Origin of the sequence: Achromobacter sp. LC458 (assembly GCF_001005835.2) — a bacterium.
Lineage (GTDB): Bacteria > Pseudomonadota > Gammaproteobacteria > Burkholderiales > Burkholderiaceae_B > Achromobacter > Achromobacter spanius_B.
Map to the genome: position 1 here is coordinate 160,524 of NZ_LBHW02000001.1, position 21,685 is coordinate 182,208.

Genomic DNA, 21,685 nt, shown 5'->3' on the forward strand with positions numbered 1-21,685 from the left:
CCTTAAGCCAGCAGGGCCGCGATGCGGTCGCGCAGCGCGGCGTCGGGCTGCCGCCCGAACCCGGCCAGCGCGTTGTCCGCCATGTTGGCGGGCTTGGACGTGGCGGGGATGACGGCGGTGACGGCCGGATGCCCGATGATGAATTTCAGAAAGATCTGTGCCCAGGAGGTGCAGCCGATTTCTGCGGCCAAAGCGGGCAGGGGGCGCCCCTTGACCTGCCGAAAGAGCGCGCCGTCCTGGAACGGGCGGTTGATCAGCACCGCCACGCCGTTGGCCTGGCAGGCCGGCAACAGGCGCTTTTCGGCGCTGCGGGCGCCCACGGACAGGTTCACCTGAAGAAAGTCGGGCTTTTCGCGTTCGACCAGTTCGGTCAGCTCGTCATGGGCATAGTCCGTGTAGTGCGTGATGCCGATGTAGCGCGTGACGCCTTGCTGCTTCAGTTCGCGCAGCAGGGCCAGTTGGTTGCGGGTGTCGATCAGGTTGTGCACCTGGATCAGGTCCAGCTTGTCACGCCTCAAGCGCCGTTGGGACTCGCGGATCTGGCCCATCGCGGCCTCCCGCCCTTGCGCGCCGATCTTCGTGGCCAGAAAGTACGGGGGCGCCGTGGCGGCCTGGCGGGCCAGCAGTGCGCCCACCACGGCCTCGGCCTGGCCGTAGCTGGGGGCGGTGTCGATCAGCGTGCCGCCTTCTTTGGTGAACACCTCCAGCACCTGCGCCAGCGGTGCCATGGCGGCGGGGTCATCGGGCGACGCGTTGAAGGTGTCCGCCGTGCCCAGGCCGATCACCGGAATCTGCTCTTTGGAGGACGGAATGGCGCGGGTCAACATGGCTTGCTTCATGCTGAGTGCTTGCACGGCGCCCGCTGGCCCCAGCAGGGCGGCGCAAGCGGCGGTCTGGAGGAAGCGGCGGCGGTCTTGCATCGGTAGCGCTCCAAAAGAAAAAGGCCTACACGTGAATGTAGGCCTTTGGACCGGACTGGCGGTGCGCGATTACTCGCGGTTGCCGCCGAAGATGCCCAGCAGCATCAGCAGGTTCGAGAAGACGTTGTAGACGTCCAGGTAGATGGCCAGGGTGGCCGACACGTAGTTGGTTTCACCACCATTGACCACGCGTTGCAGGTCAACCAGCATGAAGGCCGAGAACACCAGGATGGCCATGACCGAGATGGTCAGCATCAGCGCGGGCAGTTGCAGGAAGATGTTCGCCAGCGCCGCGATCAGGATCACGACCGCGCCGATGAACAGGAACTTCTGCATGCCGGACAAATCGCGCTTGATGGTGGTGGCCAGCGTGGCCATCGTGCCGAACACGATTGCCGTGCCGCCGAACGCCGTCATGACCAGCTGCGAGCCGTTGCTGAACCCCATGACGAAGCCCAACAGGCGCGACAGCATGATGCCCATGAAGAACGTGAAGGCCAGCAGCAGCACCACGCCCATCGAGTTGTTCTTGTTTTTCTCGATGGCGAACATCATGCCGAACGCGCCCACCAGGAAGACGATGGCGGACAGGCCCGGGCTGGCGCCCATGACGCGGTTGATGCCGGTGTACATGCCGACCGCCGCACCCAGCACCGTGGGAATCAGCGATAGGGCCAAGAGCCAATAAGTGTTGCGCAGGACCTGGTTGCGAGCGACCTCGCCCGGCGCGCCAGCGACTGCGCCGGAACGATTAAAAGGGGACGGACGATATTCGTTCATGGAGAACTCCTGTATGCGCCAAAAAAGATAGCTTGAAAGCTTAGATGGGAAGGATACCTTACAGTTCCCTGAAGAATCCAGTTTTTGGAAGATTTACACCTGCGGCAAAGTGCCGGTTTCAGCCGGGTCGGACTTCATTCAATACCCGGGAAACGATACCCGGTAATTCAGCGTCCATGCGCGTCTGGATCTGCTCGATGGCGTCGGCCAGCGCGCGGCGCATCAGCTGTTCGACTTCGGCTTGCAGGCGGGCCGTCACGACCGACGGGTCAGGCAGCGCGGCAGCGGAAGCTTGCGTGGCGGCCGAATGAACGGCGGGCGCTTCATCCACGTTCCAGTCCTGCCCGTTGTCGTCGGCGATGTCCGTCAGCAAGGGGAAGGCGTCGTCGGGGTCGGCAGCGCCGGCGTCGTCGGCCAGCTCGGTCAGCACCGGGGCGTCGGGCTCATCGGCAGGGGCCGGCGGCGCGTACAACGTCGGTTCGGCCCGTTGAGTCAGGGTGGGAATGCCAGGGTCGTTGGGGCGAGAGGGCATGGGGGCTCCCGAATATCAGATTGCCGCAGTGGGCGCAGGGCCCACCGGACGGATTGGGCGGGTCAACCGCCGGCCTGTTGGCGGCTGAGATCGTGGCTTTGCGGCGTATGGCCTGCGTTCTGGTACGTGCGCCAGCGCTGGCGAGCGGCCTGCTTGTCGTCAGGGTCGTCCGACACGATTTCAAGCACGCGTTCGAAGGTGTCGAAACCCGGCGGGCTGTCGTTGTCCAGATTCAGCAGCCACAGCGCGGGCGCGTCGGCACCCGCGTTGGGTTGGGCCGCCTGGGCGGCCTGCTGCGGATCGCCTGCGGTCAGCACAACCGGCGTTTCAGGCGCCAGGGGGTCGTTGGCCAGCACGTGCGGGATGAAGGCGGTGTCGTCGAACGCCCACAGCATGCGGTCGAAAGCGGCCAGCCGCGAGCCGTCTTTACAGTACACCACCAGCCGCTGGCCCGCCAAAAATTGCTTGCGCACGACCTGGCAGGCCATGCGCAAGCGGTCGGGCGCGCCGAAGGCGAAATCGATCCGCGTCATGCCCGTTTCCGTTGCGAAGGTTTCAAACCTGATCCAGCAGGTATTGCATCAGCAGCGGCACGGGGCGGCCCGTAGCGCCCTTGTCCTTGCCGCCGCGCCAGGCGGTGCCGGCGATGTCCAAGTGCGCCCACGGGTAAGCCTTGGCAAAGCGCGACAGGAAGCAGGCGGCGGTGACCGCGCCGGCCGGGGGGCCGCCGATGTTGGCCAGGTCGGCAAAGTTGGACTTCAGCTGATCTTGGTAGGCGTCGTCCATCGGCATGCGCCATGCCGTGTCCAGCGACTTGCGGCCGGCAGCCGCCAGGGCGTCGGCCAGGGCGTCGTCCTTGGAGAACAGGCCGCTGTTGACGTTGCCCAGGGCAACGACGCAGGCACCGGTCAGCGTGGCGATGTCGATGACGGCCGCCGGCTTGAAGCGTTCGGCGTAGGTCAGGGCGTCGCACAGGACCAGGCGGCCTTCGGCGTCGGTGTTCAGGATTTCGATGGTCAGGCCGGCCATGCTGGTGACGACGTCGCCCGGCTTGTTGGCGGTGCCGCTCGGCAGGTTTTCGCAGGCGGGGATCAGGCCGACGACGTCAAGCGGCAGTTCCAGCTCTGCCAGGGCGCGGAACGAGCCCAACACGCTGGCTGCGCCGCACATGTCGTACTTCATTTCGTCCATGGTGGCGGCGGGCTTGAGCGAGATGCCGCCGGCGTCGAACGTGATGCCCTTGCCGACCAGCACGATCGGGCCTTGCGCATTCTTGGCGCCTTTCTTGGCGGCCTTGGCGCCGGCGTGGCGCAGCACGATGAAGCGCAACGCTTCGGCCGAGCCGCGAGCCACCGACAGGAACGAACCCATGCCCAGCGCTTCGACCTGCTTGCGGTCCAGCACTTCGACTTTCAGCGACTTGAATTCGCGCGCCAGGCGCTTGGCCGTGTCGCCCAGGTAGGTGGGCGTGCAGATGTTGCCGGGCAGGTTGCCCAGGGTGCGGGTCAGCTCCATGCCGTTGGCGATGGCCGCGCCTTCGCGCAGGCCCTTCTGGGCCTGGGCGGCGTCGGCGCGCTCGACGATCTGCACGATCTTCTTGAGTTTTGGGCGGGCGTCGCGATCAGGCTTGCCGAAGCTGGCGTCGTAATGATAGGTGGCGCCGCCGGCCGCGATGGCGGCGCTGCGGGCGCGGGCAATGATGGCGACGTCGGCAATGGGGTTGGCGGCCAGCGTGGACACGCCTTCCGTCAGTTGCGCAGCCACGCAGACCGAGGCGAATGCCTGTTCAGCCGACGCGTGGGCGCGGGCCGAATACTCTTCCTGCTTGCCCAGGCCCACCAGCACCACGCGCTGCGCGGTCACGCCGGGCAGGGTGCGCAGCGTCAGCGTGGAACCGGCGCGGCCGCGGAACTCGGTCTTGACCACGGCGCGCACGGCGCCGTTGGAAGCGCGGTCGATGATGTCCGCGGCGGGGCTCAACACGCCGTCCGCGTACACCCCGACAGCCAGGGCGGCGGTTTTAACCTGGTGCAGGGAAGCAGTGGTCTGTGTGCTAAATTCCATGAGGGTTTCCCGTGTGCGTCTGTGTATGATGCGGTCGATTATCCCGCATATTCTCCCATGTCTCTATTTAAACGCTCTGTCGTCAGCGAGATCACCAGTCACGCTGGCGTTGTCTTTTCCACGTTGCTCATCGTGTGGCTCAGCGTGCTTCTTGTGCGCCTGCTGGGTGAAGCAGCGGGCGGCAACATCGGAGCCGACGTCGTCCTGGTGCTGGCCGCGCTGTCCACGATCACCGCCTTGCCGACCATCCTGGCCGTGTCGATCTTCATTGCCGTGCTGACGACCGTCACGCGCAATTACCGCGAATCCGAAATGGTGGTGTGGTTTGCCAGCGGCTTGTCATTGGCCGACTGGTTAAAGCCCGTTCTGCGCGTTGCCGTGCCTGTGGCGCTGGCCGTGGCGGGCTTGACGCTGGTGGCCGCGCCCTGGGCGTATCGGCAAATCGGCGAATACCATGAACGCTTCGAGCAGCGCTCGGATCTGTCCAAGGTCACGGCGGGGCAGTTCGCCGAATCGTCGGGCGGCAATCGCGTATTTTTCTCTGAAGACCCGGTTACGCCGACGGATGAATTGGGCAACGTGTTCGCGCGTGAAACCGGCCCTGAGTGGCTGAGCGTCTTGACGGCCAGCAGCGCGCACAGCGAAACGCTGCCCAATGGCGACCGCTTCCTGGTGCTGGGCGAAGGCCATCGCTACGACCTGAAGCCGGGCACGCCCGAAATCCGCCTGGTGCATTTCAACAAATATGGTCTGCGCCTGGAAAGCAAGGCCGGTGACGACCCGATCGGCGAAGCGCGTGCCGCGGCCGAGCGCTCGTCGAAAGCCCGTGCCACGATGCAACTGGTGGCGGACAACACGAACAGCAGCTGGTCGCAGGTGATGTGGCGCATTTCATTGCCTTTGGCCGCGCTGAACCTGGCGCTACTGGCGATCCCGCTCGGGGCGGTGAACCCGCGCCTGGGCCGTTCGGGCGATCTGTTGATCGCAGGCCTGGTTGGCTTGCTCTATATGAACCTGATCAACCTGTCGCGCGCCTGGATTTCCAACGGCAAGCTCAGTTTCGGCGTGGGGGTGTGGGCGATTCACGGCGCGGTGGCGATGCTGACCGTGTTCCTGCTGATGCGCCGCCTGCGGGTCAAGGCACCCAAGGACGCCAAGCCGGCCTGAGTGCCGATAACGCTGCAACGAAGCGGGGGCCTATCTGGCCCCCGCTTCGCGTCAGGGCAGGTACTTCATCGTGCCGCGCTTGCCCGCCAGCAGGTCGGCGTTTTTCAGCACCGATTTGCGGATGAATTCCCACAGCACCGTCACGCGCTTGAGCTTGCGCAGGTCTTCGTGGCAATACATCCAGAACGATCGCGTGATTTCGATTTCGGTCTGAAGCACCGGCTTCAGGCGCGGGTCCTGGGCGGCGATAAAGCAGGGCAGCACCGCCAGCGACTGGCCCTGTAGCGCGGCGTGGTACTGCGCGACCACGCTGGTGCTGCGCAGCACCACATTGCTGGCGGGCAGCACATCTTCCAGGTAACGCAGGCGTTCACTGAACAGCAGTTCGTCCACATAGCCGATGAAGGTGTGATGCGCCAGGTCGGCGCGCGTCTCGATGGGGGCGTGGCGGGCCAGATAACCCGGCGTGCCGTATAGGCGCAGCGTGTAGTCGCACAGCTTGCTGCACACGTAGGGGCCGCGCTGCGGCCGTTCAATGGTGATGGCCAGATCCGCTTCGCGCTTGGACAGGCTGACAAAGCGCGGCACGGGCAAAATGTCCAAGGTGATGTGGGGATAGCGCCGCTGGAAGTCCGCCGCCAGCGGCGTCAGCACATAACTGCCAAAGCCCTCGGTGGCGCCGATACGCAAATGGCCGGACAGGGCCTGGCCGATGCCCGACAAGTTCTCGCGCGCGGTGTGCACCGTGCTTTCCATCTGCTCGGCGTGAACGAAAAGGCGCTGGCCATCGTCCGTCAGCACAAACCCCGCACTGCGCGACTTTTCGAACAGCAGGGTATCCAGTTCGGTTTCTAGCGCGCGGATGCGGCGCGACACGGTGGTGTGCTCGACCCCGAGTTTGCGCGCGGCCGCGCTGACCCGCTGGGTGCGGGCCACCTCCAGGAAGTACCGCAGGCTGTCCCAATCCAACACGATTTCGATCTCCGGATCCGCGCGCCCACGGGCTTGGGGCGGCCTTTTTGCGCTGTGCATTAATGCACAAGGAATGTGCATTTCTGGTGTTGCTTGTTGATTTTCACACATCTACACTGGGCCGGCAGGCCTCGGGGCATTGCCCTGGGAGTCGCAGGCCGCAAAGACGGCATCACGCTATCAATCAGCGCATAACACTCAGGAGACAAATCCATGAAATTGCACGCACGCGGGCTGGCCGCAGGCTTGTGTCTGGGCGCAATATTGGTAAGCCAGGCGCAAGCGGCCGACAAGCCGCCAGTGAAAATCGGCATCCTGACGGACATGTCCGGCACGTATGCCGGGATGGGCGGGCCCGGTTCGGTGGCGGCGGCGCAGTTGGCCATCGATGACTGCCTGGCCGCGGAATGCAAGGGCATGAAGATCGAACTGGTGTCGGCCGACAACCAGAACAAGGCGGACGTGGGCGCCGCGAAAGCGCGCGAATGGTTCGACCGCGATGGCGTCACGGCCATTGCCGACCTGACCAATTCGGCGGTGGCGCTGGCCGTGCAAGGCATCGCGCGCGAAAAGAACAAGGTGGTGATGTTCTCGGGTCCGGCCACGACGGCGCTGACCAACAAGGAATGCTCGCCCGTCGGCTTTCACTGGATGTTCGACACGTATTCGCAATCGGCCGGTGGCGCCAAGGCCACGGTGCGGGCGGGCGGCAAGTCCTGGTACTTCATCACGGTGGACTACGCGTTTGGCCATTCGCTGGAAGCCGACACGGTCAAGGCTGTGAAGGCGCTGGGCGGCACGGTGGCCGGCAGTGTGCGGCATCCCTTGAACGCGCCGGATTTTGCCTCGTACCTGTTGCAGGCGCAAAGCTCGAAGGCGCAGGTGGTGGCATTGGCCAACGGCGGGCAGGACACCGTCAACGCCGTCAAGCAGGCGCGCGAATTCGGCATCGTGTCGGGCGGGCAGCGCCTGGTGTCGCTGCTGATTTTCTTGTCGGATCTGCGGGCGCTGGGCCTGGAAAGCGCGCAAGGTTTGTCCTATGTGGACGGCTTTTATTGGGACTATGACGACGCGTCGCGGCAGTGGTCCACGCGTTTCGAAAAAGCCTTCCGGGGCTTGAAGCCGACGATGACGCAAGCGGGCGTGTATTCCAGCGTGCTGCATTACCTGCGCGCCACGGCGGCGGCCGGCAGCACCGATGGCAAGGTCGTGGCCGACAAGATGCGCGAACTGCCCATCAAGGATCCGATCATGCGCAACGCATCGATCCGGCCCGACGGCCGCGTGATCCACGACATGTACCTGTACGAAGTGAAGAAGCCCGCGGATTCCAAGGGCGGCTGGGACTATTCCAAGCTGGTGGCCACCATTCCGGCGGCCGAAGCCTTTCAGCCACTGGCCGACTCGACCTGCCCGCTGGTGAAGAAATAACCGGGCGCGCCTGCCCGGCCCTTGCCTGGCAGGCGCGTTGCAAGATCCATGAACGCGGATTCATCCGCATCGACTACGCAGTGTGAGGAGCATCAAATGAGTGAAGTCCCCCGCGTTCCGCTATTGATCGGCGGCAAGCTCGTGCAGTCCAAATCCACCGAATGGCGTGACGTGATCAACCCCGCCACCCAGGAAGTCGTTGCCAAGGTGCCCTTCGCCACGCGCGAAGAGCTGGACCTGGCCGTCTCCAATGCCAAGGAAGCCTTCAAGACCTGGCGCAACAGCGGCCAGGGCGCGCGCATGCGCGTCATGCTGAAATTCCAGGAACTGCTGCGCGCCAACACCGGCAAGCTGGCCGAGATGATCACGCGTGAACACGGCAAGACGCTGCCCGACGCAGAAGGCGAGATCGGCCGTGGCCTGGAAGTGGTCGAGCACGCCTGCTCGATCGCCAACCTGCAATTGGGCGAGTACGCTGAAAATGCCGCGTCGGGTATCGACGTCTACACGCTGATCCAGCCGCTGGGCGTGTGCGCGGGTATCACCGCGTTCAACTTCCCCGTGATGCTGCCGTGCTTCATGTTCCCCATCGCGGTGGCGTGCGGCAACAGCTTCGTGCTGAAACCTTCTGAACAGGACCCGACGTCCTCGTTGTTCCTGGCGCAGCTGGCCCTGGAAGCCGGCCTGCCCCCGGGCGTGCTGAACGTGGTGCACGGCGGCCCGGATACGGCCAACGGCCTGTGCGAACACCCGGACATCAAGGCGGTGTCGTTCATCGGGTCGACCCGCGTGGGCACCGAGATCTACAACCGCGCATCGGCCGCCGGCAAGCGCTGCCAGTCGATGATGGGCGCCAAGAACCATTGCGTGATCCTGCCGGATGCCGACCCCGAAGTGGCGCTGAACCAGCTGGTGGGCGCGGCCTTTGGCGCGGCGGGCCAGCGTTGCATGGCCTCGTCGGTGGCCGTGCTGGTGGGCGACGCGCGCAATTGGCTGCCGGACTTTGTCGAGCGCTCGAAAAAGCTCAAGGTCAATTCGGGCACCGACCGCGAAGCCGATCTGGGCCCGCTGGTGTCGCCCAATGCCAAGAAGCGCGTGGAAAGCCTGATTCAAAAGGGCGTGGACGAAGGCGCCAAGCTGCTGCTGGACGGCCGCAACCTGAAGGTGAAGGGCTTTGAAGAAGGCAACTTCGTGGGCCCCACGATTTTTGACGGCGTTTCGGAGAACATGACCATCTACACCGAAGAAATTTTCGGGCCGGTCCTGTGCTGCGTTGGCGTGGAAACGCTGGAAGACGCGGTCGCCTTCATCAACCGCAACCCCAACGGCAACGGTGTGGCGCTGTTCACGCAGGATGGGGGCGCGGCGCGCTACTTCCAGAACAATATCGACGTCGGCCAGGTGGGCATCAACGTGCCGATCCCCGTGCCGGTGGCGTGGTTCAGCTTCACCGGATCGCGCGGTTCCAAGCTGGGCGACCTGGGCCCCAACGGCAAGCAGGCGGTGCAGTTCTGGACGCAGACCAAGACGGTCACGGCGCGCTGGTCCGCGCATGCCAAGACGGTGAACACCACCATTTCGATGCGCTGAAAGGGGGGACGCCTTGCTCCTAAGCTTATACGAATAAGTTATATGATGAGGCGTCCTTATTACTTATAATTGGCCGATCTATTAAGGGCCAATGTATGAACCTCCAGCAATTTCGTTTTGTGCGTGAAACCATCCGGCGCGACTTCAACCTGACCGAGGCCGCCCGGATGCTCTATACCTCGCAACCTGGAGTCTCCAAGGCCATCATCGAATTCGAAGACGAGCTGGGCATCAAGATCTTCGAACGGCATGGCAAGCGCATCAAGGGCCTGACCAAGCCGGGCCTGGCGGTGTCGCAGGTTATCGACCGCATCATGCGCGAAGTCGACAATCTGAAAAAAGTCAGCGACGAGTTCGCGCGCCGTGACGAAGGCGGGCTGGTCATTGCCTGCACCCACACGCAGGCGCGTTATCTGCTGCCGCGCGTAATTCCCGCGTTCCGCAAGCAGTTTCCCAAAGTGCACTTGTCCCTGGCCGAGGGCAGCCCCGCGCAGTTGGCCGAAATGGTCTTGCACGAACAAGCCGATCTGGCGCTGGCCACCGAGTCCCTGGCGTTGACGCCGGGCTTGGCCACGCTGCCCGTTTATGCCTGGGAGCACACCGTTGTCGTGCGGCCGGATCACCCCTTGGCCGAGCTGACATCCAGCGCCGCCAAACGCCTGTCGCTGGCGCAACTGGCCGAGCACCCCATCGTCACGTATGACCGCGCGTTTACCGGCCGTAGCACCATCGACGAGGTGTTCGCCAACCAGGGCATCCACCCCGACATCGTGCTGGAAGCCATCGATGCCGACGTGATCAAGACCTATGTGGACGTGGGCCTGGGCATCGGCATCATTGCCGGCGTGGCGTACGACCCCCGGCGCGATTCCAACTTGGTCGGGCTGCCGGTGGGCCATCTGTTCGGCACGCACACGACGCGGGTGGGGGTGAAGTCCGGCGTGTTCCTGCGCGACTACGTCTACACGTTCCTGGAAATGCTGGCGCCGTCGCTGACGCGCGCGGTCGTGACCGAAGCAGTGCAGGGCGCGCCTAAATAGACCTTAGTTCGCACCAACAAAAAAGCGCGGCGTCTTCTGGACGGCGCGCTTTTTTTTGCGCGCAACATCCGCCAAGCGCGAGCCCTGACCGGCCGGAGAGCCGCGAGTTCCCTGGGCTTGAACAAATCTCGCTATCCCTTCCAGCTAGTTCATATAAATAATTAAATAAGAACCGATCTCATTTGAATTGACTAAAAAATAGGAATCATTATCATTACATCCAGGCTCAACGACCAGTGAGGTTCATCATGACGGCAGGACTCAGTGCAGTAGTGGTTGGCGCGGATCGCCTGGGAAATATCCCGGATCTGCTTAAAGGACACAACATCTCGATCACGCATCACATCAGCGGCCGAGACCCCTCGCACCAGAAGAAGACGCTACAACTGCCGTCGGGCACGCAACTGGTTATTTTGCTGACCGACTTCCTGGGTCACAACGTCATGAAGACGTTCCGCAACGCCGCGCAGCGCGGTGGCATCCGGGTCGTGGCTTGTCGCCGTTCGGTATGCAGCATGCAGCAGGCCCTGCAACAATGCGGCCTGTGCCCGCGAGCGGGTACGGTGCACTGAACCACCGCAATGCCAGCCATCGCCGGACCAAAAAATACTGGGGAGGCCGACACGGCCTGTGGCCTTCATGCCGGGAAAGAGCAATGAACACCAAGCACTGAAGCACGCATAATGAAAAACGCCGCCAGACAGAAGTCTGGCGGCGTTTTCTTTTTTTTGGGGATGGCGCCCGGACGGCGTTTTGTGTGACGATGCCCGAGGCGGAAAATCAGGAATTGATCTTGCGCTCAGTTCGCGGCGCGGGCAGAGGCCATCAGGCTGTTGTCCAGGCGGCGGGCGCCGTTGTAGCGCTTGGTCCAGTAGGCCATGGTCATGCTTTCCACACGCACCACGCCACCGGCGCTGGGCGAGTGCACGAAGCGGTCATCGCCCAGGTAGATGCCCACGTGCGAGTAACGGCGGCCCATCGTGTTGAAGAAGACCAGATCGCCGGCTTTCAGTTCGTTTTTGTCGACCGAGACGCCTTGCTGGGCGATTTCGGCGGCGTTGCGGGGCAGCTTCAGGCCCAGCGAACGTTCTGCCGAATAGGCAACCAGGCCGCTGCAATCAAAACCGGTGTCGGGGGAACTGCCGCCGAAGCGGTAGCGGATGCCCAGGTAGTTAAGGGCTTCGCTGACCATGGCGTTGTCGCCGTTGACACCTGAATGGATGCCTTTGCCGGCTTGCTGGCGGTCGCGCTTGAACTTTTGCGTTACCAAGAGGCCGATGGGGTCATCGGCGGTGGCAACCCATTCCATTTCGTACGGATCAATCTCGGACGTATGGGCGGTTGACTTTTGCCCGGTACCTGCACAACCTGCCAGGGTCGCTACACAAGCCATCAACGCGAGCGTACGCAGACCGCGCTTTGCCTGGCCAGTGGATGAATTTAATCGCGCGATTATGGAGTGTCGATGCATTCGCCTGGGGATGACCTGCTTTTTGACAGCAAAAGCCACGGGATTAGCCGTGGATCGGGCCGAAATGTCAGCAGAATCAACAATTATCTACAACTTCGCGGGGATTCTACCAAACTTTCATTACCAATCATTGCCTGATCGGTAATGGTTCCATGCCGCGTGGACATTTGGCAGAACTTTTTGACTTGTGGCAAGCCTCGTGCAAGGTTTGCCTACCAGAATGACCGAATGATTCGCTAAGAAATCAATCAGCCTTAAGGCGTACGAACAATACCAGGAGACACAAATGCAAAAAACCCGGGATTTCCATTACAGATCATTGCATGACCGCGATGCGTTCTGGCGCGAGGAGGCCGGGCGTGTGCATTGGGATACGCCCTTTGAGTCTGTACTGGATTTTTCGCGCCCGCCATTCGCCAAGTGGTTCGTGGGCGGCACGACCAATCTTTGCTACAACGCCGTCGACCGGTGGCTGCCCACGCAGGGCGACAAGCCCGCGCTGATCTGGGTGTCCACCGAGGTCGACCAAGAACGCATCTATACCCGGCAGGAGGTCTACGAAGAGGTCAACGCGGCCGCCGCCATGCTCGTGGAGCTGGGCGTTACGCGCGGCGACCGCGTGTTGCTGTACATGCCCATGGTGCCTGAAGCCGTGTTCACCATGCTGGCCTGCGCGCGGATCGGCGCGGTGCATTCGGTGGTGTTCGGCGGCTTTGCGTCGGTCAACCTGGCGCAGCGCATCGACGACGCGGCGCCCAAGGTGGTGGTCTGCACGGATGGCGGCTCGCGCGGCGGCAAGGTGGTGCCCTACAAGCCCTTGCTGGACAAGGCGCTGAGCCTGGCGAAATCCCCGCCTGCCTCGGTCGTGGTGTTTGACCGGGGCCTGTCGCCCTTCGAGCCCGTGGCCGGACGCGACCATGACTACGCCACGCTGCGCGAACGCCACCGCGGCGCCCGGGTGCCGGTGCAATGGCTGGAGTCGTCCGAACCCAGCTACATCCTCTATACGTCGGGCACCACCGGCAAGCCCAAGGGCGTGCAGCGCGACACCGGCGGCTATGCCGTGGCGCTGGCCTCGTCCATGGAATATCTGTTCAACGGTCGCGCGGGCGACACCTTTTTCTGCACCAGCGACATCGGCTGGGTGGTCGGGCATTCCTATATTGTGTACGGCCCCCTTATCGGCGGGCAGACCACGCTGCTGTACGAAGGCACGCCGGTGCGCCCCGACGGCGCCATTCTGTGGCAGTTGGTGGAACGCTTTGGGGTCAACACGCTGTTCTCGGCGCCTACCGCCGTGCGGGTGCTCAAGCGCCAGGACCCCGCGCTGCTCCAGCGCCATGACCTGTCCACCCTGCGCGCGGTGTACCTGGCCGGCGAGCCGCTGGACGAGCCCACTGCCACCTGGATATCGCAAGGCCTGGGCAAGCCCATCATCGACAACTACTGGCAGACCGAGTCCGGCTGGCCGATTCTTTCCGCGCAGCCGGGCGTGGAGAACGTGCCGACCCGGTTCGGCAGCCCGTCCTTTCCCGTCTACGGTTTTGACGCGCGCATCGTCAGCGAGGCCACGGGCGAAGACCTGGGCCCGGACGAAAAGGGCGTGGTGGCCATCGTGCCGCCACTGCCGCCCGGCGCCATGTCCACCATCTGGGGCGACGATGCGCGTTTCGTGCAGACGTATTTCACGTCGATTCCGGGGCGGCAGGTGTATTCCACCTTTGATTGGGGGCGCGTGGACGCCGATGGCTATTGGTTCATCCTGGGCCGCACGGACGACGTGATCAACGTGGCAGGGCACCGTTTAGGCACGCGCGAGATCGAAGAATCCGTCAACAGCCACAGCGCCATCGCCGAATGCGCGGTGGTGGGCGTGGCCGATCCGTTGAAGGGGCAGGTGGCCATGGCGTTCGCGGTCTTGAAGAATCCCGACATGGCCGGCACGCCCGCCGGGGCAAAGCAGCTGGAAGGCGATATCATGCGCCTGGTGGAAGATCAGCTGGGCGCCGTCGCAAGGCCCGCCCGGATCCGATTCGTGGGCGCATTGCCCAAGACCCGGTCCGGCAAGGTGTTGCGCCGCGCGATCGTCGCCGTGTGCGAAGGACGCGAGCCCGGAGACCTGACGACCATTGAAGACCCATCCGCCCTGGAACAGATCAAGGAGTCGCTGCAATGAATACCAAACCCGTGCTGAGCGCCGAAGACGTCAAGAAGATCCTCGCCGCGGCCGAAGCACACGCCGTGCAGAACAAGTGGGCCGTGACCATCTCGGTGGTCGATGACGGTGGCCACCTGCTTGGCATGCTGCGCCTGGACGACGCGGCCCCGATCTCGGCGCACATCGCGCCGGCCAAGGCCAAGACCGCTGCGCTGGGCCGCCGCGAGTCGCGCATCTACGAAGAAATGATCAACAACGGCCGCGTGTCGTTCCTGTCGGCCCCGTTGATCGAAGGCATGCTGGAAGGCGGCGTGCCGGTCACCGTCAATGGTCATGTGGTCGGCGCTGTCGGCGTGTCGGGCGTGAAGTCGACCGAAGACGTGCTGATCGCCCAAGCAGGCATTGCCGCGCTGGGCCTGTGAGCCAGACGCAATTGCCGGAACCGCCCACGGGCGGTTCCACGCCGGACGCCGGAGCAGGGCGCGACAGCGCCTTGAATCCCGGCGTGGCCAAGCGCGAGGTCTGGGCCTGGGCCATGTACGACTTCGCCAATTCCGGCTATACCACCGTCATTCTCACGGCGGTGTTCAGCACCTATTTTGTTGGCGTGGTCGGCGGCAAGGCGCCGTGGGCCACGCTGGCCTGGACCGCGGCGCTGTCGCTGTCCTATTTGCTCATCATGTTGACGATGCCCACGCTGGGCGCGCGCGCCGACGCCGGCGGCAGCAAGCGTCGGCTGCTGTATACCAGCACCATCGGCTGCGTGGCCGCCACGCTGGTCTTGACGCAAGCCGGCCCCGGCGATGTATGGCTGGCGCTGGCCGCCATCGTGGTGTCCAACTATTGCTACTGCGTGGGTGAATCCGTGGTGGCGGCATTCCTGCCCGAACTGGCCCGGCCCGCCGCGCTGGGTCGCGTGTCGGGATGGGGCTGGAGCTTCGGCTATTGCGGCGGGATGCTTACCCTGGGCCTGTCGCTGCTGGTCGTGACCTCGGCCGAAGCCGACGGCATGACCGCCGAACATTTCGTGCCCTGGGTCATCGTTGTGACCTGCGCGGTATTCGCGCTGGCGGCGCTGCCGTCCTTCCTGTTGCTGAAAGAGCGCGCACGGCCCAAGACCGTCAAGCCGCAAGCGCTGCACATGCTGCGCCGCCTGGCCTACGCGTGGCGCGACACCGGCCAGCACTTTCCCGAATTCCGTCGCCTGCTGATGTGCATCGCCTGCTATCAGGCGGGCATTTCGGTAGTCATCACGCTGGCCGCCGTGTATGCATCCGAAGTCATGGGCTTCACGACGCCGCAAATCATGCTGCTGGTGTTCACCGTGAACATCGGCGCGGCGGTAGGCGCGTTTTCGTTCGGCTATGTGCAAGACCGCATCGGCCACAAGCCGGCGCTGGCCATTACCCTGGGCGGCTGGATCGTGATGGTGCTGGTGGCTTATTCGGCCGTGACCGCGCCCGTATTCTGGGTGGCCGCCACGCTGGCCGGGCTGTGCATGGGCACCACCCAAAGCGCGGGCCGTGCCATGACAGGCGCGCTTGCCCCCGCTGGTCGCCTGGCCGAGTTCTATTCGCTATGGACCTTTGCCGTGCAGCTGGCCGCCGTGATCGGGCCGCTGACCTACGGCGTGGTCACCTGGGCCACCGATGGCAATCATCGTCTGGCCATCCTGGTGACTGGCCTGTTCTTCGTGGGCGGCCTCGCCCTGTTGTCGCGCGTGGACATGAAACGCGGCTTGGCGCGCAGCCCCGCCGCCTGAATGTGCCGGGCCGCCGGCCTGCCAGGGGCGCCGCTGGGCTGCTATCCTTATGCACTGCCTTCAAGGCATCGCGCGTGATGTGCGATGCCTTGCGTTGATTGCCGGCATGTTGGCCTGATGGCCGATGCCGCCGGGTTGCAGCGGTACTGCGGGATACGGCATTGCGGGCTCTGGCCCGCATTTTGCGTAAGGTGCCCGTAAGAGCGTGGCGATACGGTGGTGGGTAGATAAAGAAACTGTCCCTGCGCCGCACTTCCTTTGTGAAGCCCGCGGTGCGGCGGCCAAGGCGAAAACAGCGGCATCAACAACAAAATCACCGTTTGGAGACAAGATCATGTCGAAAGCAATTGAGTCCGTCCTGGTAGAAACCCGCGTTTTCCCGCCGCCCGAGCGCGCGGCCAACGGAGCGGCGATTCCCAGCATGGACGCCTACAACGCGCTGTGCGCCCAGGTTGAAAACGACTTCGACGGTTTCTGGGCCGGTCAGGCCCGGGACAATCTGAAATGGACCAAGCCGTTCACGCAAGTGCTGGACGAATCCGACGCGCCGTTCTACCGCTGGTTCGGCGACGGTGAACTGAACGTATCGGCCAACTGCCTGGACGTGCACCTGACCAACGGCAACGCCGACAAGACCGCCATCATCTTCGAAGGCGATGACGGCACGGTCAACAAGGTCACCTACCGCGAACTGCTGGCGCGCGTGTGCCGCTTTGCCAATGGCCTGACCGGCCTGGGCTACAAGAAAGGCGACCGCGCCATCATCTACATGCCCATGTCGATCGAAGCGGTGGTGGCGATGCAAGCCTGCGCGCGCCTGGGCGTGACGCACTCGGTGGTGTTCGGCGGCTTTTCCGCCAAGAGCCTGCAAGAGCGCATCGTGGACGTGGGCGCATCGCTGGTCATCACCGCCGACGAACAGGTGCGCGGCGGCAAGACCATTCCGCTGAAACCGGCCGTGGAAGACGCCATTGCCATGGGCGGCTGCGAAGCCGTGTCCAAGGTGATCGTGTATCGCCGCACCGGCGGCAAAGTCCAATGGAACGAGGCGCGCGACCTCTGGATGCACGATGTCGAGGCCAACCAGCCCGACACCTGCGAGCCCGTGCCGGTCAACGCCGAACACCCGCTGTTCATCCTGTACACGTCCGGTTCCACCGGCAAGCCCAAGGGCGTGCAGCACTCGTCGGCCGGTTACCTGCTGTGGGCGCTGCTGACGGTGAAGTGGACCTTTGACGCCCGTAAAGACGACGTCTACTGGTGCACCGCCGACGTGGGCTGGGTTACCGGCCACACCTACATTACCTACGGCCCGCTGGCCGCCGGGCTGACGCAGGTGGTGTTCGAAGGCGTGCCCACCTATCCCAACGCCGGCCGCTTCTGGGACATGATCGCGCGCCACAAGGTCACCACGTTCTACACGGCGCCCACCGCGATCCGTTCGCTGATCAAGGCCGCCGAAGCCACGCCGGAGGCGCATCCCAAAAACTACGACCTGGACAGCCTGCGCATCATCGGCACGGTCGGTGAACCCATCAACCCCGAAGCGTGGATGTGGTATCACAAGCACATCGGCCGCGAACGCTGCCCCATCGTGGACACGTGGTGGCAGACGGAAACCGGCGGCCACATGATCACGCCGCTGCCGGGCGCCACGCCCACCAAGCCCGGTTCGTGCACGCTGCCGCTGCCAGGTATCGCTGCCGCCATCGTGGATGAAACCGGTGGCGATGTCGAAAAGGGCAATGGCGGTTTCCTGGTCATCAAGCGCCCGTGGCCCGCCATGATCCGCAACATCTGGGGCGACCCCGAGCGCTTCAAGAAAAGCTACTTCCCGTCCGAACTGCGCGGGTACTACCTGGCCGGCGACGGCGCGCAGCGCGACGCGGACGGCTATTTCTGGATCATGGGCCGCATCGACGACGTGCTGAACGTGTCGGGCCACCGCCTGGGCACGATGGAAGTCGAATCGGCGCTGGTGGCGCACGAGCTGGTGGCCGAAGCCGCCGTGGTGGGCCGCCCGGATGACACCACGGGCGAAGCCGTGGTGGCCTTCGTGGTGCTCAAGCAGGCGCGCCCCGAAGGCGAACAGGCGCAAGCCATCGCCAAGCAGCTGCGCGACTGGGTCGCCAAGGAAATCGGCCCGATCGCCAAGCCCAAGGACATCCGCTTTGGCGACAACCTGCCCAAGACCCGCTCGGGCAAGATCATGCGCCGCCTGCTGCGCGTAGTGGCCAAGGGCGAGGAAGTCACGCAGGACGTCTCCACGCTTGAAAACCCCGCCATTCTGGAACAGTTGGCCAAACCGCTGTAAGCACGATCGGCCATCAGCGGCCGATCGACGTCCTGGCGACAGGAGCATAATGTCAGACGCCCGCACCGGTAAGCGCCGGTCCGGGCGTCTTTTCTTTTATTCCCCTCACAAGACGGAGCCATGGACGTGAGCCGCAGCAGTTTCGATCGCGCAGGGCTAGCCCTGATGTTCAGCACCATCGTGGTCTGGGCAGGCAGCTGGATAGCGATGAAACTGATCGTGCCCTACATCGGCCCGTTCGACTTCGTGGCGTTGCGATACGTCGTGGGCGCCTTGGTGCTGTTCGCGCTGGCCATCGCCACGCGCCGGCCGCTGGGCATGCCGCCCTGGAAGCTGACCTTGCTGATCGGCTTGACGCAGACGGCCGGATTCCAGGGCTTCGTGCAGACGGCGCTGGTGTCGGGCGGCGTGGGCAAGGTATCGCTGATGGCCTACACCATGCCGTTCTGGGTGGTGCTGTTTGCGTGGTGGCTGCTGGGCGAACGCCCATCGGCCAAGCATGGCGTGGGCATCGGCCTGGCGGCGATCGGCCTGATCTGTTTCGTGGAGCCCTGGAATGGCCTGGGCGATATCCGGCCCGTGCTGTTGGGCCTGGGCAGCGGCCTGTGCTGGGGGGTAGGCACGGTGCTGTCCAAGCGCATGTTCGAACGGCACGCGCCCGACGTCATGACATTCACGGCCTGGCAGATGTTGTTTGGCGGGCTGGTCATGGTGCCCGTGGCGTATCTCGTGCCGCAGATCAGCGCGCAGTGGGGCTGGCAGTTGTGGGCGGGCATGACCTACATCGTATTGATTGCCACGGCCGCCGGCTGGCTGCTGTGGTTGCAGGTGGTGCGCCGCGTGCCCGCATCCATCGCCGGCCTGTCCAGCCTGGGCGTGCCTGTTGTGGCCATGTTGCTGGCGTGGGCCATCCTGTCCGAACGGCCGTCGCTGGGCGAGCTGGGCGGCATGGTTCTTATCCTGGCCGGCATCTTCGTGGTCAGCCGCGCGGCGCCCGCCGCCCGCGCCGCTTGATCCGCGGGCTTTTCGATTTCCCTTCCCGATCTTCTTTTTCCTATCAAGGATTCCCCATGATCGATCTGCGTAGCGACACTGTCACACGACCGACGCCCGCCATGTTGCAGGCCATGGTTTCCGCCCCGTTGGGCGATGACGTGATGGGCGACGACCCCACCGTGATCCAGTTGCAGGCTGCCGTGGCCGAGCGCGCCGGCAAGGCCGCCGGCCTGTTCTTTCCGTCGGGTACGCAAAGCAACCTGGCCGCGCTGATGGCGCATTGCGATCGTGGCGACGAATACCTGGTGGGCCAGCTGGCGCACACCTACAAGTACGAAGGCGGCGGCGCGGCCGTGCTGGGCAGCATCCAGCCGCAGCCCATCGAGCATGCCGAAGATGGTTCCTTGCCGCTGGAAAAGCTGGCGGCCGCCGTCAAGCCCCAGGGCGATCCGCACTTTGCGCGCACGCGTTTGCTGGCGCTGGAAAACACGTTTCACGGCAAGCTGATTCCCGCCGGCTACATCCAGGCCGCCACCGACTGGGCGCGCAAAGAAGGCTTGGCCACGCACCTGGACGGGGCGCGTGTGTTCAACGCAGCGGTGGCCAGTGGCAAGCCGCTGGCCGACATGTGCCAGCCCTTCGACTCGGTTTCCATTTGTTTTTCAAAAGGCCTGGGCGCGCCCGTGGGCTCGGTGCTGGTCGGCAGCGCGGAACTGATCGGTCGCGCGCACCGCTGGCGCAAGATGCTGGGCGGCGGTTTGCGCCAGTCCGGCGTGCTGGCCGCGGCCTGCCTGTATGCGCTGGACCATCATGTGACGCGCCTGGCAGAAGACCACGAGAATGCCCGCGCCATGGCGGAAGGGCTGCGCGGCATTGCCGGCGTTAAGGTGTTGAGCCAGGACACCAACATGCTGTTCGTGGAATTCCAGCCTTCCCGTTGCGATGCGCTGACCGAAGCGCTGGGCAAGGAAGGCATCCTGATGCGCGCGGTGTACGGCGGGCCGACGCGCCTGGTCACGCACCTGGACGTGTCGGCCGACGACGTCCAGCGCGTGGTGCAGGCCGTGGCGCGCCACCTGGCCTGATAGCGGCTGATGGCGGCCCAGGGGGCGGCGGGCAGCGTCAGGCGCCGGCGCGCAGTACGTCCGCCAGCACCGAGAACAGCTCGTCGATCTGGGCGCGTTCGATGATGAGCGGGGGCGACAGCAGCATCGTGTCGCCCGCCGACCGGATCAGGCAGCCGCGTTCCAGGCAGGCGTTGTGCACGGCATAGGCGCGCTGCCCCGGCTGACCCTCCAGCGGCGCCAGTTCAATGGCGGCCAGCAGGCCGATGTTGCGGATGTCCACCACATGCGGCAGCCCCTTCAGGCTGTGCGCGGCGTCTTCCCAGTAACGCGCCAGTTCCTGGCTGCGTTGGAACAAGCCCTCGCGACGGCAGATGTCCAGCGTCGCCAAGCCCGCCGCGCAGGCCACGGGGTGGCCCGAATACGTGTATCCATGCGAGAGCTCGATGGCGCTTTCCGGCCCTTGCATGAAGGCGTCGTACACGTGTTGCCGCACCAGCGTTGCGCCCATCGGAATCGCCCCGTTGGTCAGGCCCTTGGCGCTGGTGATGATGTCGGGCTTGACGCCGAAATAGGGCGACGCGAACGCGCCGTCGATGCGTCCGAATGCGCAGATCACCTCATCGAAAATCAACAGGATGCCGTGCGCATCGCAGATCTCGCGCAGCCGTTGCAGATAGCCGCGCGGCGGCACGATCACGCCGGTGGAACCGGCCACCGGTTCGACGATGACGGCCGCGATGGTCGAGGCGTCGTGCAGCGCCACAATGCGCTCCAGCGTGTCGGCCAGGTGCGCGCCCCAATCCGGCTGACCGCGCGTGTAAGCCATCTGCTGGCGGTCATAGGTGTGGGGCAGGTGGTCCACATAGGGCAGCAGATTGCCAAAGGGTTTGCGATGCCCGCCGATACCCGACACGGACAGGCCGCCGAACCCCACGCCGTGATACGAGCGTTCGCGCCCGATCAGCCGCACGCGCTGGCCTTGGCCGCGCGCCCGGTGATAGCCCAGTGCAATCTTCAGCGCGGTGTCCACCGCTTCCGATCCCGAATTGGAAAAGAACACATTGGAAAAGCCGTCGGGCGCCTCGGCGCACAACGCGTCCGCCAGTTCAAAGGCCAGGGGATGGCTCATCTGGAACGACGGCGCGTAATCCAGTTCATGCGCGGTTCGCGCGATGGCCTCCACGATTTCCGGGCGGCGATGGCCCGCGTTCACGCACCACAAGCCGGCGATGCCGTCCAGGACGCGGCGGCCATCCGGCCGGATGTAGTGCATGCCTTCGGCGGCGGCAAACAGTACCGGGTTGCGCTTGACCCGCCGGTTGGCGGTAAACGGCATCCAATAGGCGTCGGTTTGAGAAAGGGCGGAGGGGGACGAGGACATGGGGACGATCCTGCTTCAGGAGAGTTCAGGTTCGTCTATT

General features: G+C 64.4%; 19 protein-coding genes. 11 read left to right on the top strand and 8 right to left on the bottom strand.

Going from position 1 to position 21,685, the window contains the following annotated elements; genetic code table 11:
- Nucleotides 1-2 precede the first annotated feature (2 nt).
- The 5 genes from YH64_RS00740 to YH64_RS00760 form a co-directional block, all read right to left on the bottom strand.
- Nucleotides 3-920 (bottom strand): aldo/keto reductase, encoded by a 918-nt coding sequence (locus YH64_RS00740; protein WP_046802614.1) that lies wholly within the window; start codon nucleotides 918-920, stop codon nucleotides 3-5.
- Between the two features lie 69 nt (nucleotides 921-989).
- Complete coding sequence (locus YH64_RS00745; RefSeq protein WP_006218060.1) at nucleotides 990-1,700, bottom strand: Bax inhibitor-1/YccA family protein; 711 nt, start codon at nucleotides 1,698-1,700, stop codon at nucleotides 990-992.
- 118 nt (nucleotides 1,701-1,818) lie between these two features.
- The gene (locus tag YH64_RS00750) at nucleotides 1,819-2,232 is read right to left on the bottom strand and encodes a hypothetical protein (RefSeq protein ID WP_046802615.1); all 414 of its coding nucleotides are present in this window, start codon (nucleotides 2,230-2,232) and stop codon (nucleotides 1,819-1,821) included.
- Between the two features lie 62 nt (nucleotides 2,233-2,294).
- The gene (locus tag YH64_RS00755) at nucleotides 2,295-2,765 is read right to left on the bottom strand and encodes a DNA polymerase III subunit chi (RefSeq protein ID WP_046802616.1); all 471 of its coding nucleotides are present in this window, start codon (nucleotides 2,763-2,765) and stop codon (nucleotides 2,295-2,297) included.
- Between the two features lie 22 nt (nucleotides 2,766-2,787).
- Nucleotides 2,788-4,296, bottom strand: coding sequence for a leucyl aminopeptidase (locus YH64_RS00760; RefSeq protein WP_046802617.1), 1,509 nt, complete (start codon nucleotides 4,294-4,296; stop codon nucleotides 2,788-2,790).
- A gap of 57 nt (nucleotides 4,297-4,353) precedes the next feature.
- Here YH64_RS00760 and lptF point away from each other — a divergent pair, with 57 nt between their 5' ends.
- Nucleotides 4,354-5,463: an LPS export ABC transporter permease LptF gene (gene lptF, locus YH64_RS00765; RefSeq protein ID WP_120154287.1), complete on the top strand. Its 1,110-nt coding sequence runs from the start codon at nucleotides 4,354-4,356 to the stop codon at nucleotides 5,461-5,463.
- Between the two features lie 51 nt (nucleotides 5,464-5,514).
- Here the strand turns inward: lptF and YH64_RS00770 are convergent, their stop codons facing one another.
- A complete protein-coding gene (locus tag YH64_RS00770; protein ID WP_046802858.1) occupies nucleotides 5,515-6,435 on the bottom strand; it encodes a LysR family transcriptional regulator in 921 nt (306 codons plus the stop codon).
- 213 nt (nucleotides 6,436-6,648) lie between these two features.
- Here YH64_RS00770 and YH64_RS00775 point away from each other — a divergent pair, with 213 nt between their 5' ends.
- The 4 genes from YH64_RS00775 (at nucleotide 6,649) to YH64_RS00790 (ending at nucleotide 11,068) form a co-directional block, all read left to right on the top strand.
- Complete coding sequence (locus YH64_RS00775; protein WP_046802618.1) at nucleotides 6,649-7,866, top strand: ABC transporter substrate-binding protein; 1,218 nt, start codon at nucleotides 6,649-6,651, stop codon at nucleotides 7,864-7,866.
- Between the two features lie 96 nt (nucleotides 7,867-7,962).
- The gene (locus YH64_RS00780) at nucleotides 7,963-9,456 is read left to right on the top strand and encodes a CoA-acylating methylmalonate-semialdehyde dehydrogenase (protein ID WP_046802619.1); all 1,494 of its coding nucleotides are present in this window, start codon (nucleotides 7,963-7,965) and stop codon (nucleotides 9,454-9,456) included.
- Between the two features lie 95 nt (nucleotides 9,457-9,551).
- A complete protein-coding gene (locus YH64_RS00785) occupies nucleotides 9,552-10,496 on the top strand; it encodes a CysB family HTH-type transcriptional regulator (protein ID WP_006218069.1) in 945 nt (314 codons plus the stop codon).
- Between the two features lie 248 nt (nucleotides 10,497-10,744).
- Nucleotides 10,745-11,068: a DUF2325 domain-containing protein gene (locus YH64_RS00790; RefSeq protein WP_035212827.1), complete on the top strand. Its 324-nt coding sequence runs from the start codon at nucleotides 10,745-10,747 to the stop codon at nucleotides 11,066-11,068.
- A gap of 227 nt (nucleotides 11,069-11,295) precedes the next feature.
- On the opposite strand, the gene YH64_RS00795 is transcribed toward YH64_RS00790, so the two are convergent.
- Nucleotides 11,296-11,967 carry a C40 family peptidase gene (locus YH64_RS00795; protein ID WP_046802620.1) on the bottom strand — a complete coding sequence of 224 codons (672 nt, stop codon included), beginning with the start codon at nucleotides 11,965-11,967 and terminating at the stop codon, nucleotides 11,296-11,298.
- A gap of 247 nt (nucleotides 11,968-12,214) precedes the next feature.
- Between YH64_RS00795 and YH64_RS00800 the strand changes: the two genes are divergently transcribed.
- The 6 genes from YH64_RS00800 (at nucleotide 12,215) to ltaE (ending at nucleotide 20,282) form a co-directional block, all read left to right on the top strand.
- Nucleotides 12,215-14,143, top strand: coding sequence for a propionate--CoA ligase (locus YH64_RS00800; protein WP_255444077.1), 1,929 nt, complete (start codon nucleotides 12,215-12,217; stop codon nucleotides 14,141-14,143).
- Nucleotides 14,140-14,547: a heme-binding protein gene (locus tag YH64_RS00805; protein ID WP_006218075.1), complete on the top strand. Its 408-nt coding sequence runs from the start codon at nucleotides 14,140-14,142 to the stop codon at nucleotides 14,545-14,547. The genes YH64_RS00800 and YH64_RS00805 overlap by 4 nt, the downstream gene beginning before the upstream one ends.
- Entirely contained in the window at nucleotides 14,544-15,887 is a 1,344-nt protein-coding gene (locus YH64_RS00810) for an MFS transporter (RefSeq protein ID WP_143215203.1), read from the top strand. The genes YH64_RS00805 and YH64_RS00810 overlap by 4 nt, the downstream gene beginning before the upstream one ends.
- A 334-nt stretch (nucleotides 15,888-16,221) precedes the next feature.
- A complete protein-coding gene (gene acs, locus YH64_RS00815; RefSeq protein ID WP_143215204.1) occupies nucleotides 16,222-18,201 on the top strand; it encodes an acetate--CoA ligase in 1,980 nt (659 codons plus the stop codon).
- Between the two features lie 126 nt (nucleotides 18,202-18,327).
- Nucleotides 18,328-19,215 carry a DMT family transporter gene (locus YH64_RS00820; RefSeq protein ID WP_143215205.1) on the top strand — a complete coding sequence of 296 codons (888 nt, stop codon included), beginning with the start codon at nucleotides 18,328-18,330 and terminating at the stop codon, nucleotides 19,213-19,215.
- A gap of 56 nt (nucleotides 19,216-19,271) precedes the next feature.
- On the top strand, nucleotides 19,272-20,282 hold the full coding sequence (gene ltaE / locus YH64_RS00825) for a low-specificity L-threonine aldolase (RefSeq protein WP_046802623.1): 1,011 nt from the start codon (nucleotides 19,272-19,274) through the stop codon (nucleotides 20,280-20,282).
- Nucleotides 20,283-20,319: 37 nt separating this feature from the next.
- Here ltaE and YH64_RS00830 read toward each other — a convergent pair whose 3' ends face one another.
- Entirely contained in the window at nucleotides 20,320-21,645 is a 1,326-nt protein-coding gene (locus YH64_RS00830; RefSeq protein ID WP_046802624.1) for an aspartate aminotransferase family protein, read from the bottom strand.
- Nucleotides 21,646-21,685: the final 40 nt, after the last annotated feature.